The 13,265-nt window shown below is 60.8% G+C and carries 13 protein-coding genes; 2 read left to right on the top strand and 11 right to left on the bottom strand.

Annotated elements, in window-relative coordinates; genetic code table 11:
- Position 1: 1 nt before the first annotated feature.
- Positions 2–1,735 (top strand): proline--tRNA ligase, encoded by a 1,734-nt coding sequence (locus H3Z84_RS01435; protein ID WP_199455995.1) that lies wholly within the window; start codon positions 2–4, stop codon positions 1,733–1,735.
- Positions 1,736–1,807: 72 nt separating this feature from the next.
- On the opposite strand, the gene murB is transcribed toward H3Z84_RS01435, so the two are convergent.
- From murB to H3Z84_RS01390, 9 genes are all read right to left on the bottom strand, one after another.
- Positions 1,808–2,836: a UDP-N-acetylmuramate dehydrogenase gene (gene murB, locus H3Z84_RS01430; RefSeq protein ID WP_199455994.1), complete on the bottom strand. Its 1,029-nt coding sequence runs from the start codon at positions 2,834–2,836 to the stop codon at positions 1,808–1,810.
- Positions 2,833–3,324 carry a low molecular weight protein-tyrosine-phosphatase gene (locus H3Z84_RS01425; protein WP_022989127.1) on the bottom strand — a complete coding sequence of 164 codons (492 nt, stop codon included), beginning with the start codon at positions 3,322–3,324 and terminating at the stop codon, positions 2,833–2,835. The genes murB and H3Z84_RS01425 overlap by 4 nt, the downstream gene beginning before the upstream one ends.
- Positions 3,317–4,102, bottom strand: coding sequence for a 3-deoxy-manno-octulosonate cytidylyltransferase (gene kdsB / locus H3Z84_RS01420; RefSeq protein ID WP_199455993.1), 786 nt, complete (start codon positions 4,100–4,102; stop codon positions 3,317–3,319). The genes H3Z84_RS01425 and kdsB overlap by 8 nt, the downstream gene beginning before the upstream one ends.
- 17 nt (positions 4,103–4,119) lie before the next feature.
- Complete coding sequence (locus H3Z84_RS01415) at positions 4,120–4,308, bottom strand: Trm112 family protein (RefSeq protein ID WP_022989129.1); 189 nt, start codon at positions 4,306–4,308, stop codon at positions 4,120–4,122.
- The gene (lpxK, locus tag H3Z84_RS01410; RefSeq protein ID WP_199455992.1) at positions 4,301–5,362 is read right to left on the bottom strand and encodes a tetraacyldisaccharide 4'-kinase; all 1,062 of its coding nucleotides are present in this window, start codon (positions 5,360–5,362) and stop codon (positions 4,301–4,303) included. Before lpxK ends, H3Z84_RS01415 begins: the two co-directional genes overlap by 8 nt.
- Entirely contained in the window at positions 5,359–7,131 is a 1,773-nt protein-coding gene (gene msbA, locus H3Z84_RS01405) for a lipid A export permease/ATP-binding protein MsbA (RefSeq protein ID WP_199455991.1), read from the bottom strand. The genes lpxK and msbA overlap by 4 nt, the downstream gene beginning before the upstream one ends.
- The gene (locus H3Z84_RS01400; RefSeq protein WP_058340703.1) at positions 7,128–7,553 is read right to left on the bottom strand and encodes an ExbD/TolR family protein; all 426 of its coding nucleotides are present in this window, start codon (positions 7,551–7,553) and stop codon (positions 7,128–7,130) included. Before H3Z84_RS01400 ends, msbA begins: the two co-directional genes overlap by 4 nt.
- A 5-nt stretch (positions 7,554–7,558) precedes the next feature.
- Positions 7,559–8,185, bottom strand: coding sequence for a MotA/TolQ/ExbB proton channel family protein (locus H3Z84_RS01395; protein ID WP_022989133.1), 627 nt, complete (start codon positions 8,183–8,185; stop codon positions 7,559–7,561).
- A 72-nt stretch (positions 8,186–8,257) separates the two neighbouring features.
- A complete protein-coding gene (locus H3Z84_RS01390; RefSeq protein WP_199456006.1) occupies positions 8,258–10,636 on the bottom strand; it encodes a DNA internalization-related competence protein ComEC/Rec2 in 2,379 nt (792 codons plus the stop codon).
- A gap of 140 nt (positions 10,637–10,776) precedes the next feature.
- On the opposite strand from H3Z84_RS01390, the gene H3Z84_RS01385 reads away from it, so the two are divergent.
- The gene (locus H3Z84_RS01385; RefSeq protein WP_022989136.1) at positions 10,777–11,322 is read left to right on the top strand and encodes a DUF2062 domain-containing protein; all 546 of its coding nucleotides are present in this window, start codon (positions 10,777–10,779) and stop codon (positions 11,320–11,322) included.
- Here the strand turns inward: H3Z84_RS01385 and H3Z84_RS01380 are convergent.
- Together H3Z84_RS01380 and H3Z84_RS01375 are read right to left on the bottom strand one after the other, a co-directional pair.
- Positions 11,310–12,020 carry an ABC transporter ATP-binding protein gene (locus H3Z84_RS01380; RefSeq protein WP_199455990.1) on the bottom strand — a complete coding sequence of 237 codons (711 nt, stop codon included), beginning with the start codon at positions 12,018–12,020 and terminating at the stop codon, positions 11,310–11,312. The two genes, H3Z84_RS01385 and H3Z84_RS01380, sit on opposite strands and share 13 nt — an antisense overlap.
- The gene (locus H3Z84_RS01375; RefSeq protein ID WP_199455989.1) at positions 12,013–13,257 is read right to left on the bottom strand and encodes a lipoprotein-releasing ABC transporter permease subunit; all 1,245 of its coding nucleotides are present in this window, start codon (positions 13,255–13,257) and stop codon (positions 12,013–12,015) included. The genes H3Z84_RS01380 and H3Z84_RS01375 overlap by 8 nt, the downstream gene beginning before the upstream one ends.
- Positions 13,258–13,265: the final 8 nt, after the last annotated feature.

The raw sequence follows: 13,265 nt of genomic DNA, 5'->3' as shown, positions 1-13,265 counted from the left end.
CATGCGAGCAAGCCGCTACCTGATTGCCACCCAGAAAGAGACCCCCGCCGATGCCGAGATCATCAGCCACCAGCTGATGCTGCGCGCCGGCATGATCCGCAAACTGGCCGCCGGCCTTTACACCTGGCTGCCCATGGGGCTGCGTACCCTGCGCAAGGTAGAGCGGATTGTTCGTGAAGAAATGGACAAGAGCGGTGCCCAGGAAGTGCTGATGCCCGCCGTTCAGCCTGCGGAACTGTGGCAAGAATCCGGCCGCTGGGAGCAGTACGGCGGCGAACTGCTGCGCCTGAACGACCGCCATGGCCGGGATTTCTGCTTCGGCCCGACCCATGAAGAAGTCATCACCGACCTGATCCGTAACGAGCTCAAGAGCTACAAGGAACTGCCGGCCAACTTCTACCAGATCCAGACCAAGTTCCGCGACGAGCGCCGCCCGCGTTTCGGTGTGATGCGCGCCCGGGAATTCATCATGAAAGACGCCTACTCGTTCCACGTGAACGCGGCGTCCCTGGATGATACCTATCAGCTGATGCACCAGACCTACTGCAACATCTTTGATCGGCTGGGCCTGGATTATCGCCCGGTACAGGCGGATTCCGGTTCTATTGGCGGCAGCGCTTCCCACGAGTTCCACGTGCTGGCCTCCTCCGGTGAAGATGCCATCGTGTTCAGCACCGAAAGCGACTACGCCGCGAACATCGAGAAAGCCGAGGCCGTGGCTCCGGCGGGCGAACGCCCGGCACCGGGCGAAGCCATGCAGGAAGTACACACCCCGGGCCAGAAAACCATTGAAGCGGTGTCAACGTTCCTGGGCCTGCCGGCAGAGCGCAGCGTGAAAACCCTGCTGGTAAAAGGCGAAGCCGACGAGAACGGCGAATCCGGCCTGGTGGCACTGATCCTGCGCGGCGACCACACCCTGAACGAGATCAAGGCTGAAAACCTGGCCGGCATTGCCGAGCCGCTGACCATGGCCACCGATGGAGAAATCGTGAAAGCCATTGGCTGCAATCCCGGTTCCATCGGCCCGGTTAACCTGCCGGTGCCGGTCATTGTCGATCGCAGCGCCGCCCACCTGGCGGACTTCGTATGTGGTGCCAACAAGGATGACTATCACCTGACCGGCGTGAACTGGGAGCGTGATGTAGCCCTGTGCCGGGTGGAAGACCTGCGCAACGTAGTGGAAGGTGACCAGAGCCCGGACGGCAAGGGCACATTGGAGATCCGCCGCGGTATCGAAGTGGGCCACATCTTCAAGCTGGGCAACAAGTACAGCCAGGCCATGAATGCCACTGTACTGGACGAGAACGGCAAGGCCGTGATCATGGAGATGGGCTGCTACGGCATCGGCGTATCCCGCATCGTGGCGGCGTCCATTGAGCAGAACCACGATGACAAGGGCATCATCTGGCCCGACGCCATTGCTCCGTTCGAAGTGGCTATCGTTACCCTGAACGCCCACAAGAACGCCGTAGTGGCCGAAGCCGGTGACAAGCTTTACGAACAACTTCGCCAGGCTGGCTACGATGTGTTGCTGGATGACCGGAACGAGCGCCCGGGCGTGAAGTTTGCGGACATGGAACTGATGGGCATTCCGCACCGGTTTGTGGTTTCCGAGCGGGGCCTGGCTGCCGGCACCCTGGAATACAAGGGCCGTCGCGATGAAGATAAACAGGATATTGCCCTGGAAGAAGCCCTGCCCTTCCTGGTGAAGGCCTCACCTAAAGGCGGGCTCTAACCCGCCCGTCCGGTCTTTGGCGGGTGGCCGGCTTGGCCGCTCGCTGAAGGCAGGTAACACTGCAACAAAGTCTCAGTTACCGACGATACCCGGTTCTTGCTCCAGCTCCACCCCGAACTTGTTCCGCACCGATTCCCGCACCTCCTGCGCCAGTGCCAGGATGTCCTGCCCGCTGCCCCCGGAATGATTGATCAATACCAGGGCCTGGCGGTTATGCACACCGACCGTTGCGTTTCGGTAACCCTTCCAGCCGGCCTGGTCGATCAGCCAGGCTGCCGCCAGTTTGACGCCTTCAGCGACCGGGTAGGACACCACGTCCGGAAAACGGCTAACAATGTCTTCAAATTGCGCCTGGCTGACCACCGGATTCTTGAAGAAGCTTCCGGCATTGGGCAGCACAGCCGGATCCGGCAGTTTTCGGCGGCGAACGGCCATCACCGCTTCTGCCACAGCCAGGGGCGTCAGTTGATCGGTGTCCTCGCTTCCCAGGTACTCCTGCAAGTCACGGTAACCGAGCTTTATCGGCTCGGTTCGGGACAGGGCCAGGCGGATTTCAAGAATTATGTAACGACCGGGCTGATGCTTGAACAGGCTGTCCCGGTAGGCGAACTCGCAGTCGGCTGCCGGTAACTCGACCACTTCCATGGTCGTGCGATCCAGGGCCGTGACCGTTTTCAGGGTGTCGCACAGCTCCACACCGTAGGCGCCAATGTTCTGGACAGGCGCGGCCCCGGCGGTTCCCGGAATCAGTGCCAGGTTTTCGATACCCCGGTAACCGGAGCGGGCCGCATACAGCACCGCATCATGCCAGTTTTCCCCGGCCGCCAATACCAGTACCGCGTCAGCTTCCCGCACCTGCTCCCAGGTACGACCCCGGAGCGCCATGTGCAGCACCAGACCGTCAAAGTCCCCGGCGAAGACCAGGTTACTGCCACCACCGAGCACCAGCGTTTGCTGGCCATTCTTGCGGGCCCAGTCAAGGGCCGCTTCAAGCTCGTCGGCGGTGGTAATGTCCGCAAAATAACGGGCCTTAGCCGGCACTGCCAGGGTGTTCAGGCCTTGCAGGCTGACCTGCTCACGGATCTCGGGCAGTCGGCTCAAGCCAGCCGCTCCCGGATGGATTCCAGCAGCCCTTCGCTGGCCTCATGGATCAGGTCCAGCACCTGCTCGAAGCCGTCCTCACCGCCGTAGTAGGGGTCTGGCACCTCGGCATGGCCGGATCGACCGAACTCCAGGAACAGCCGGGGCTCTGTGCCACCGTTCTGGTTCCAGATATCCCGTACATCGGCCAGGTTGGAACGGTCCATCACCAGCACATAGTCAAACCGGTCAAGATCTTCGGCCTGGATCTGCCGCGCCCGAAGCTCCGCAATATCGACGCCGCGACGCTCCGCTGCGGCGGTGGCGCGGGCATCCGGGGCCTTGCCGATGTGCCAGTTACCGGTGCCGCAGGAATCAATATGCAGGCTTTCCAGCAAGCCCTGTTCTGCGGCCAGCTGCCGGAATACGCCCTCCGCGCTCGGCGAGCGGCAAATGTTACCCAGGCAGACAAACAGAACGCTGACTTTTCCGGATGCAGCATCAGACATAGCGCCCTCCCGCTTCAAGCAATGCCCGAATCCGGGCCAAGTCTTCTTCGGTGTCCACGCCGGCCGCCGGTGGCCGTTCGGCAATGTCCACATGGATACGGGCACCGTTGTAAAGCGCCCTCAGTTGTTCCAGCGCCTCTACCTGCTCGGTAGGCGCAGGCGGCCAGGTGACGAACTGCCGCAACACGCTGGCGCGGTAACCATAGATGCCGATATGGCGGAAATAACCCACACCGTCGGGCAGGTCTACATCCACCGCTGGCGCATTGGCCGGCCAGAAATCCCGGGCCCAGGGAATGGGCGCACGGCTGAAATAGTGGGCCATACCACGGGCGTCGAACACCACTTTCACCACATTCGGATTAAACACCTGGCGGGCATCGTGGAGCCGCTCGCACAACGTAGCGATCTCGGCTTCCGGGTACAGCTCCAGGTTCTCGGCCACCTGGTTGATCAGGGCCGGCGGAATCAGCGGCTCGTCGCCCTGTACATTCACCACCCGGTGGTCGGCATCGAGCCCAAGCTTGCGGGCCACTTCTTCCAGCCGGTCGGTGCCACTGGCATGGTTCGGTGAGGTCATCACCACCTCGGCCCCGAACCCCCGGCAGGCTTCTTCAATGCGGGCATCATCGGTGGCAACCACCACGCGGCTGGCACGGCTTTCTGCCGCCCGTTCGCACACATGCTGGATCATCGGCTTGCCAGCTATCATCGCCAGGGGCTTGCCGGGCAGTCGACTGGAAGCGTAACGGGCCGGGATAACAACGGTGAAAGACATGGACTACCCCGTGCAGATCAGTGCTTGTCGAGACGTTCGTCGGTGCTCAGGGTCCGCGCCTCAACCGCCAGCATAACCGGAATACCCTCACGGATCGGGAATGCCATGGCATCCTGGTAACAGATCAGTTCGGTGCGGGCTTCGTTAAGCTTGAGTTCACCCTTGCAAACCGGGCAGGCCAGCAGGCCCAGCAGTTTTTTATCCATGGTCAGATCTCTCGGTATCATGTGGTTTCAGCTGCCCGGAACACTCCCTGAGCCGCTCGATAAAACGTTGTTCAAAAGGTTCCGATACCCGGGCCTCTACCGTCAACACCCAGGCGTTGTCTGGCGCAAAGCCACGGCATTTCACCGCATCCTTGGCGGTCATCACCAGCCACTCAAGGGCACCGGAGGCCAGGTCTTCCGGTCGGAAATGGTGATGGTCAGGAAATGGCACTTCATTCACGTGGGCACCCAAGCCACGAAGCGTGTCGAAGAATCGCCCGGGGTTGCCGATACCTGCCACCGCCCGTACCGGTTTGCCTTTCAGCTTTTCCGGGGGCACGGTCTCACCGGAATTCAGGTTCACCAGGGCCGACGGCACCAGCTCCATGGCATGGATGTCCGGATGGTCAACGCCGGCAAAGCTGTCCAGGGTCTCTCCTGCTTCAGGGAATCCGGCGCCGTTAAGGATGACAAAATCGACACTGCCCAGGCGCTCGACCGGCTCCCGCAACGGGCCTACCGGGATAATCGCACCATTGCCGATGCCCCGCCGGGCGTCGAACACCGCCAGCTCGATATCTCTGGGCAGCCGGTAGTGCTGCAGTCCGTCATCGCAGATCAGCACGTCACCCAGACCATTCTCCAGCGCCCAGGCAGCACCCCGGCACCGTTCCGGATCCACCACCACCGGGCAACCGGTTGCCTGGGCCAGCATCAGGGGCTCATCACCGCTCACACCCGGCGAAGTGCCTTCACTGACTAACAGGGGGTAGTGATTGCTTTTGCCGCCGTAGCCCCGGCTCAGAATGACCGGTTTCCAGCCTTCCTGATTCATGCGCTGCACCAGCCGGGCGGTCAGGGGCGACTTGCCGGTACCGCCGGCGGTGATGTTACCCACCACCACCACGGGTACCGGGAGGGATTCGTTACGGGCCTGCCAGGCCTTCCGGCGCCGGGATTCCGACACCGCCCGGTACAGCCAGGCCAGTGGCGTCAGCAGGGCCAGTGGCCTGCCCCGCCCGTACCAAAGCCGATCGACCAGGCTGGTACTCATGCCTGCTCGCTGAACTGAATCTGGTGCAGCTGGGCATAGGCGCCATCGGCCGCCAGCAGTTCATCGTGGTTACCGGATTCAACAATGTGGCCCTTGTCCATCACCAGGATCCGGTCGGCTTTCTCGATAGTGGAAAGACGGTGCGCAATCACCAGCGTTGTCCGCCCTTCCATGACCGTTTCCAGCGCTTCCTGGATATGCCGCTCAGACTCTGTATCCAGCGCCGAAGTGGCCTCATCCAGAATCAGGATCGGCGCGTTCTTCAGCAGCGCCCGGGCAATGGCCAGCCGCTGTCGCTGACCACCCGACAACATCACACCGTTATCGCCGATCATGGTATCCAGCCCTTCCGGCATGCGGTCGATAAACTCCAGGGCATGGGCCTTGGCCGCTGCTTCCCGAATCTCCTCACGGCTGCAATCCCGCAACGCGCCATAGGCAATGTTGGCGGCGATGGTGTCGTTGAACAGCACCACGTTCTGGTTTACCAGGGCAATCTGCGAACGCAGCGCCTGCAGGGAGAATTCTTTCAGGGAATGGTCGTCGATGCGGATATCACCGCCGGTGAACTCGTAGAACCGGGGCAACAAACTCACCAGCGTGGACTTGCCGCTGCCGGAGCGCCCGACCAGGGCAACGCTCTGGCCCGCAGGAATGCTCAGGGAAATGCCTTCCAGTACGTTATCCAGCTGGTCGCGGTAGCGGAAAGACACCTGGTCAAACTCGATACGGCCTTCCACCCGCTCCGGCGCGAATCCGCCACGGTCTTCTTCCGGCTGTTCGTCCATGGTTTCGAACACGTCGTAGGCGGCGGCCACGCCCTTCTGTATCTTGGCGTGTACCGAGGTTACCTGGCGGATCGGCTTCGCCATGGTGGTTGCTGCAGTGATAAAAGCAACCAGTTGTCCGGTGGTCATTTCACCGCGAATTTCCGGGGCCAGCATGGTCCAGACCAGGGCCGCAATGGCAACCGCCACCAGCACCTGGATCACCGGCACACTGATGGCCTGGGTGGAAGCCATTTTCAGGCTCTGCTTCAGGTTGCGCTCGCTGACATCGCGGAAACGCTCCCGCTCGTAGTCTTCGCCACCAAAGGTACGCACCACCCGGTAACCGGTGATGGACTCCGAGGCCACGTGGGTAATATCACCCATGGAGCCCTGAATGCGCTTGCTGATCCGGCGGAAGCGTTTACTGGCATAGCTGACCACGAAACCGATCACCGGCCCCACGGTGAGGAACACCAGGGTCAGTTTCCAGTTGGTATACAGCATGAAGCCCAGCAAGCCGACAATGGTCAGGCCTTCGCGCAGGGTAATGGTGATGGCATTGGTGGCCGCTTCCGCCACCTGCTCCACGTTGAACGTCAGCTTGGACACCAGCCGGCCGGCGGCGTTGTCGTCGAAGTAACGGGATGGCAGGGTCATCAGCCGGTCAAAGACATCGTTACGCAGGGCGTTGATAACATTGCGGCCAACATAGCTGATGAAATACTGACTGAAGAAGGTGCCCAGGCCGCGCAGGGCAAACACACCAACGATCAGGCCGGTCAGGAGCATCCGGTTCTGGTCGGTGGGGTTTTCAATGGCGGTGATCACATACTCCATGGCTGCCGCCATACCGGTAGACGCCGCCGCGTAGATAATGTTGCCCAGCACCGCCAGCGAAAAGGCCAGCCAGAAAGGTTTTACGTAGGTGAGCAGGCGCTTGTAGGTTGTCCAGCTTCCAACCGGCGGAGCTTTGAGCGGTTCCGGCCTTACATCGATCACTGGCTGTCAGCCTCCCGCTCTGTGGTTATGCTCAGTTTCGCAAACCCCAGGCGACCGGCCACATCCATGGCGCGCACAACAAATTCGTGGGGAGTACGGGCATCTGCCGTGATGATAAACGGCAGGTTGCTATCTCCCTCAGCCAGTTCCCTGACACCCCGCTCCAGGGTCTCGCGCCGGTTGTTCACCAGTGTCCTGTCATTCAGGATGTACTGGCCTTCGGCATTGATCACCACGTCAATCTGGTGCACTTCAGACGGCGTTGCCGGATCACCACTGGCTTGCGGCAATTCCACTTCCAGGTGGCTTTCCCGGGTGAAGGTGGTGGATACCATAAAGAAAATCAGCAGCAGGAACACCACGTCGATCAGTGGCGTCAGGTCTACCCCGACTTCCTGGCTTCGTTGGCGCTTGAACTTCACTGTGTTCAGGCTCCTTCCACGTCGATTTCACGGTCACCATGAACCACTTCCACCAGTTTTATGGCTTCCTGTTCCATGTTAACCACCAGCTCGTCAACGCGGCGGATAAAATAGCGATGGCAGATCAGCGCAGGAATGGCAACGCTCAGGCCTGCAGCCGTGGTAATCAGGGCTTCGGAAATACCGCCTGCGAGGTTGCCTGCGTTACCGACACCGGCCAGCTGGATCTCGGCGAATACCTTGATCATACCGATAACCGTCCCCAACAGACCCAGCAGCGGGGTAATGGTAGCAATGGTTCCCAGCGGGTTCAGGAACCGTTCCAGCTCGTGGATAACCTGGCTGGCTTCGTGTTCGATGCTTTCTTTCATGACCTCACGGCCATGCTTGGCATTGATCAGACCACCGGCCAGAACCCGGCCCAGCGGAGAGGAGCCCTGCAGGGCTTTGAGCTTGCGACCGTTAAGCTCTTTTTTCTTGATCCAGCGCCAGAGCTCATTGATCGATTGCGGCGGCGCTACGCGGGAAGCACGCAAAGACCAGAATCGCTCCAGAACGATGGCAAGGGCCAGAATGGAACAGGCAACAATAGGCACCATCAGGATGCCACCGGCTTTCAACAGCTCGAACACGCTTGATCTCCCTGATTAATTACAAGCCGCGCTACTTTAGCATAGCTGCCGGTGCAGGCCACACCCGGAATGTCACGGTATATTACATTGGTCACGGGCCAGGCCCGGAGCGGCTACCCAGAAGGGTGCGGAATGGCGGATTTCTTCGATTTCCGGGCCTGTCGCCGGCAAGGTAATGGCAATCTGACCGGAACAGGCTGTATTCAACGCCCGGGCTCCAGCCTGGCGATAGCGGGCCGTCACCTCCGGATGGGGGTGTCCGAAACGATGGCGATATCCGGCGGTGTAGATGACCTGGTCGGGCCGCAGAGTCTCAACCCAGCTTTCTGACGACGAGGTTTTGCTGCCATGGTGGGGTGCCAGCACCAGGCGGTGGGCCGGCTGCCGGTTGAACCAGTCCAGTTCCGGGTCCGCCAGCATCCGGGCTTCTACCCGGTCGCTGATATCACCGGTCAGCCAGGTCTCGGTATCGGACAGCCCATGGCTTACCCGGAGCACACAGGATGCATCGTTACCCTCCGTTGCATCCGGCGCTTGCCAGAATGCCAGCTCCAGGTCTCCCCAGTGCTCAGCGACTGCCGGGCAGTCATGCACAAGGCGCAGGCCGTCCAAATTCCCGGATAACTCCCCGGCTTCACCGCTGGATATCCGCACCACATCGAAGGTATCGAGCAACACAGGCAAGCCGCCGGAATGGTCGTTATCGGCATGGCTCAGCACAAGGTGGTCTATCCGCCGGATACCCCGGGCGCTCAGCTCCGGTATCAACACCGAATCGGCCGCAGAAAACACGCCTTTCACCTCCGGGCCGGTGTCATACAGCAGCACCTTGTCATCCACCCGGATCAGAACTGACAGCCCCTGCCCCACATCCAGGATGCGAATTTCCGGAACCGCCACTGACGAGTTCTCCGGCTCGCGATGGTACAGCGCCGCAAGATTCCATAAGGCGATGGCAGCGAATGCCGCGGGCCGGAACCCGGGCACCGGCAGCCGAATCATGACAACCACCACCAGCGCCAGCAAGCCGGATTGCGCAACCTTGCCTCCTCCGGGCACAGGCCAGTCCAGAACCTGGACCCACTCAAGCCAGCCCCAGAGCAATGCCAGTGCCCCGTCCATCAGCACCATCGCAAAGCCCGACAACCCGCCGCCGGACAGCGCCGACAGCAACGCACCCACAAACAACACCGGCATCACCACCAGGGACACCCAGGGAATGGCCAACAGGTTGGCCAGCAATCCAGCCACCGGCTGGCCCAGGCCGAAGTGCGACAGAACCGGCCACAAACCGGCGAACACCGCAAACTGCGCGAGCACCAGGCCTTTCAGCCAGCCCGGAGTTGCTACCCTGCTGGCAAACACCAGCAACAACACCGCCACCGCACCAAAGGAAAGCCAGAAGCCCTGATCCAGCGGCGCAAATGGATCCAGCAGCAACACCAGGAACAGCGCCGCCACAAAGGGTTGCCAGGCACTGGCTTCCCGGGCCATCAACAGATACCCGCCACCCACAACCACCATGATCAAGGCCCGGCGGGTAGGTACCGTAAACCCCGCCAGCAGGGCATAGGCCAGGCTGCACAGCATTACCAATGCAAACACCGCCACCCGGCCTTGATGAACGGACACCCACCCCGATGGCACCAGCAACAACAGCCGGCGCCCGAGCAGCCCCACTGCTACCGCCACCAAGCCCAGATGCAGCCCGGAAATAGCCACCAAGTGAATGGTGCCCGTGGCTTTCAGGGTATCCCAGTGGGCGTTTTCCAGATGCCCGCGGTTACCGATCAGCAGCGATGCAATCAGGGGAAACTGTTGCGCCTCACCAAACCAGCCTTCCACCACAGCCGCCACCGACTGGTGCCAGGCCCGGTATTGGCAGTGCCAGCCACAGGCAAGCCCGGGCTCCAGGGCAACGCTCCTGACGCTTCCAGTGGCCCGGAAGCCGTTTCGAAACAACCAGTCCTCGTAGCGAAAGCCGGCCTGGTTCAGGTTGCCGTGGGGGCGTTTGAGGACGACTTCCAGGCGCAGCCGGTGGTCAGGCAGGTCTTTACCGTCACGCCCGTACCAGGCCAGCCGCAGGGTTTCCGGCAAGCGGGTGCCTTCGGGCACCGTCGCAGGTTCGTGCCAGCGCTGGACACAGAAATTGAAACGGAGACTGCCAAAGCTGCCCGGTTGAGGAAGGCTGCACAGATGACCGGAGACTGTCACCTGCTCGCCCTCAAGCCCCTGGGGCAACCGCTCCGCCAGGCGCCCATCGGCATGCCAGGTGGCCCAGAGCAGGCCCAGCAACCCGAAACAAACCAATAAACAGAGACTGGAGAACCGGCTGCCCCGCCCCCAAAACGCGGCGGCACCAACCATGAAGGTAAGCACAAACAACCATGTATAAGGTGGTAAGACTGTCAGCCAATACAGTAAGATAACGCCGCTAGAGAAGGCGACCATGCAGGATGCGGCCAGCGCCGGTTTTATGCGCTCACAGCCATTATGAACTTGCCCGGACACTCCCTGTCCTCCTCTGGTAAAAGCTGACAATTTCCGTTTGTCAGTGGTGTTTCACTGCAACGCAACAGGCCGAACTTCCAATGCCGAAGAAGTTCATGAAACGGTATTTGCCCAGCCCCGAGAGAGTGCGCGCCATGCGTTCGCTGCACTTTCTGGGCGATATCCTCCATGAACCCAACCTGTGGCACATCAACCGGCATTGCGTAGCACGGGCGTTCCTGGTCGGCGTCTGGTTCTGTTTTATTCCTATGCCCTTCCAGATGCTGGCCGCGGCCTTCTGTGCCATCTGGATCAACGCTAACCTGCCCTTGTCGGTGGCACTGGTGTGGATCAGCAACCCGCTGACCATGCCACCCATGTTCTATTTCAACTACAAACTCGGGGCCTGGCTGCTGGATCGCCCGGTGCTCGACTTTGAATTCGAACTTACCTGGCACTGGATCAGCCACCGCCTGGTGGACATCGGCATTCCGCTGTACCTGGGGTCACTGATCATCGCCACCCTCTGTGCCTGCCTCGCCTATCTGGGCATCCAGTATCTGTGGCGGCGAAAAATCCGCACCGACTGGCGCCAGAGACGCACAGCCAGGCGCGCTGACCGCGCGCCCGGCAATCAGACTTCCTGAACCAGCCGGCCCTGTTCCAGGCGCAACACCCGCCCCAGGCTCCGGGCCATGGTCATATCGTGTGTCACCATGATGAACGCGATGCCGGACTGATCACGCAGTTCCTCGATCAAAGCCCGAACCCCCTCACCGGTGTGCTGGTCCAGGTTACCGGTAGGCTCGTCCATCAACACGCAATCCGGCTCGTTCACCAGGGCACGGGCAATGGCCACGCGCTGGCGCTCACCGCCTGACAGTTCACCCGGCTTATGACGAAGCCGCTCAGCCAGGCCCACACGCCCCAGAAGCGCTTCGGCTTTCGGAAGGGCCTGGGCCGGCGACAAGCCACCCAACACACAGGGCAGCATCACATTCTCCAGTGCGGAGAATTCCGGTAACAGGTGATGAAACTGATACACAAACCCCAGATGGCGATTACGGAAGCGGGCCCGGCCGGCTTCCGAGAGTTTGTGAATGTTCTGGCCACAAATCTCGATCTGGCCGGACGAGGGCTTGTCCAGCCCACCCAGCAGGTTCAGCAAGGTGGTCTTGCCAGCGCCACTGCTACCGACAATGGCAACGGTTTCTCCAGGCGTCACCTCCAGCGAGATGTCAGAGAAAATCGTGAGCTTCTCCGGGCCCTCACTGTAGGTTCGGGTTACCTGCCAGCAGTCGATCACCAGAGGCTTGCCTGCCTCGTTCGCTGTGACATCACTCATAGCGCAAAGCCTCCGCCGGTTCGACCCGCGATGCACGCCAGGCCGGGTAAATCGTTGCCAGCAGGCTCATGGCAAGGCCGGCACCGCTGATAATAAACACATCCTGCCACTGCAACTGCGATGGCAGATAGCTGATGAAGTACACATCCGCACTCAGGAACTGGTGCCCCATGGCGCTTTCCAGCCAGGCAATAATGCCGCTGATGTTGAGTGCGCCCAGCACGCCCAGGGTGGTGCCGACCAGCGTACCGAACACGCCGATTACCGCCCCCTGGATAATGAAAATGCGCATGATCCGGCCCGGAGTGGCCCCCATGGTGCGCAGAATGGCGATGTCGGCCGTTTTATCCGTTACCACCATCACCAGGGTGGACACAATATTGAAGGCAGCCACCGCCACAATGAACATCAGCAACAAGCCGATCATGGTTTTTTCCATGCGGATAGCCTGGAACAGGTTGCCGTGGGTGCGGGTCCAGTCGGATACGTAATAGCGGCCACCCAGCTCCTGGGCCACCTGGTTAACCACACGGGGCGCGGCAAACAGATCATCCACCAGCAAGCGCACACCTTCCGCCTTGCCTCCGGTGCGCATCAGTCGCGCAGCATCGTCCATGTGGATCAGGGCGTAGTTGCCATCGAGTTCTGCGCCGACACTGAAAATACCCTTCACGGTGAAGCGTTTGAGTCTGGGCAACACTCCGGCCGGAGTCACCGACGCTTCGGGCAACACCACCGTCAGCTTGTCGCCAATCGCCAACCTCAGGCTGTTGGCCATCAACCGGCCGATAATGATGCCGAATTCACCGGATTTGAGATCGTCCAGCCCACCTTCAATAAAGTGGTTCTCGATGATCGAAACCGAGGCTTCTTCTTCCGGCAGAACACCGCTGAGCATCACCCCGCGCACATTGCCGCCACCGGTCACCATGCCCTGCCCCTGGATAAACGGCGCAGCCGCCAGCACCCTGGGATGTTCCTGCACCAGCTGGTCAATCTGCTGCCAGTCTTCCAGCGGGCCATTGGCGCCCTGAATGGTCGCGTGGGGCACCATGCCCAGAATTCTCTGCTTGAGCTCCCGGTCGAAGCCGTTCATCACCGACAACACAATAATCAGCACCGCCACACCCAGCATAAGGCCGATCATGGAGGTCAGGGAAATAAAGGAAATAAAGTGATTGCGCCGTTTGGCGGCCGTGTATCGCAGGCCTATATAAAATGATAAGGGTCTGAACATTAGGAGGT

Source organism: Marinobacter sp. bablab_jr003 (genome assembly GCF_016464245.1).
In the GTDB taxonomy this organism is placed as follows: Bacteria; Pseudomonadota; Gammaproteobacteria; order Pseudomonadales; family Oleiphilaceae; genus Marinobacter; species Marinobacter vinifirmus.
This window is presented reverse-complemented; position numbering and strand designations above follow the sequence as displayed.

What these genes read in the sequence shown, in the direction of transcription:
- H3Z84_RS01435 (WP_199455995.1), top strand. Translation starts at nt 2, where the DNA reads ATGCGAGCAAGCCGCTACCTGATTGCCACCCAGAAAGAGACCCCCGCC.
- H3Z84_RS01425 (WP_022989127.1), bottom strand. Translation starts at nt 3,324, where the DNA reads ATGTCTGATGCTGCATCCGGAAAAGTCAGCGTTCTGTTTGTCTGCCTG.
- kdsB (WP_199455993.1), bottom strand. Translation starts at nt 4,102, where the DNA reads ATGTCTTTCACCGTTGTTATCCCGGCCCGTTACGCTTCCAGTCGACTG.
- H3Z84_RS01415 (WP_022989129.1), bottom strand. Translation starts at nt 4,308, where the DNA reads ATGGATAAAAAACTGCTGGGCCTGCTGGCCTGCCCGGTTTGCAAGGGT.
- lpxK (WP_199455992.1), bottom strand. Translation starts at nt 5,362, where the DNA reads ATGAGTACCAGCCTGGTCGATCGGCTTTGGTACGGGCGGGGCAGGCCA.
- H3Z84_RS01390 (WP_199456006.1), bottom strand. Translation starts at nt 10,636, where the DNA reads ATGGTCGCCTTCTCTAGCGGCGTTATCTTACTGTATTGGCTGACAGTC.
- H3Z84_RS01385 (WP_022989136.1), top strand. Translation starts at nt 10,777, where the DNA reads ATGCCGAAGAAGTTCATGAAACGGTATTTGCCCAGCCCCGAGAGAGTG.
- H3Z84_RS01380 (WP_199455990.1), bottom strand. Translation starts at nt 12,020, where the DNA reads ATGAGTGATGTCACAGCGAACGAGGCAGGCAAGCCTCTGGTGATCGAC.
- H3Z84_RS01375 (WP_199455989.1), bottom strand. Translation starts at nt 13,257, where the DNA reads ATGTTCAGACCCTTATCATTTTATATAGGCCTGCGATACACGGCCGCC.